At 57.3% G+C, this 679-nt stretch carries 1 rRNA gene; it reads right to left on the reverse strand.

From position 1 onward, the window contains the following. A 23S ribosomal RNA gene (locus ACLZOT_RS49700) occupies positions 1 to 630 on the reverse strand; the annotation flags it as partial. Between the last annotated feature and the right edge of the window lie 49 nt (positions 631 to 679).

The raw sequence follows: 679 nt of genomic DNA on the forward strand, positions 1-679 counted from the left end.
CGACGCTCCCACGGCTTGTAGGCACACGGTTTCAGGTACTATTTCACTCCCCTCCCGGGGTACTTTTCACCATTCCCTCACGGTACTATCCGCTATCGGTCACCAGGGAATATTTAGGCTTAGCGGGTGGTCCCGCCAGATTCACACGGGATTTCTCGGGCCCCGTGCTACTTGGGTGTCTCTCAAACAAGCCGTACAGATTTCGACTACGGGGGTCTTACCCTCTACGCCGGACCTTTCGCATGTCCTTCGCCTATCCATACGGTTTCTGACTTGTCCTACGGCCGGCAGACCGTAGAAGAGAGATCCCACAACCCCCACGACGCAACCCCTGCCGGGTCTCACACGTCGTAGGTTTGGCCTCATCCGGTTTCGCTCGCCACTACTCCCGGAATCACGGTTGTTTTCTCTTCCTGAGGGTACTGAGATGTTTCACTTCCCCTCGTTCCCTCCACATACCCTATGTGTTCAGGTATGGGTGACAGCCCATGACGACTGCCGGGTTTCCCCATTCGGAAACCCCCGGATCAAAGCCTGGTTGACGACTCCCCGGGGACTATCGCGGCCTCCCACGTCCTTCATCGGTTCCTGGTGCCAAGGCATCCACCGTGCGCCCTTAAAAACTTGGCCACAGATGCTCGCGTCCACTGTGCAGTTCTCAAACAACGACCAACCACCC

The sequence above is a fragment of the Streptomyces sp. 4F14 genome (genome assembly GCF_048159485.1).
In the GTDB taxonomy this organism is placed as follows: Bacteria; Actinomycetota; Actinomycetes; order Streptomycetales; family Streptomycetaceae; genus Streptomyces.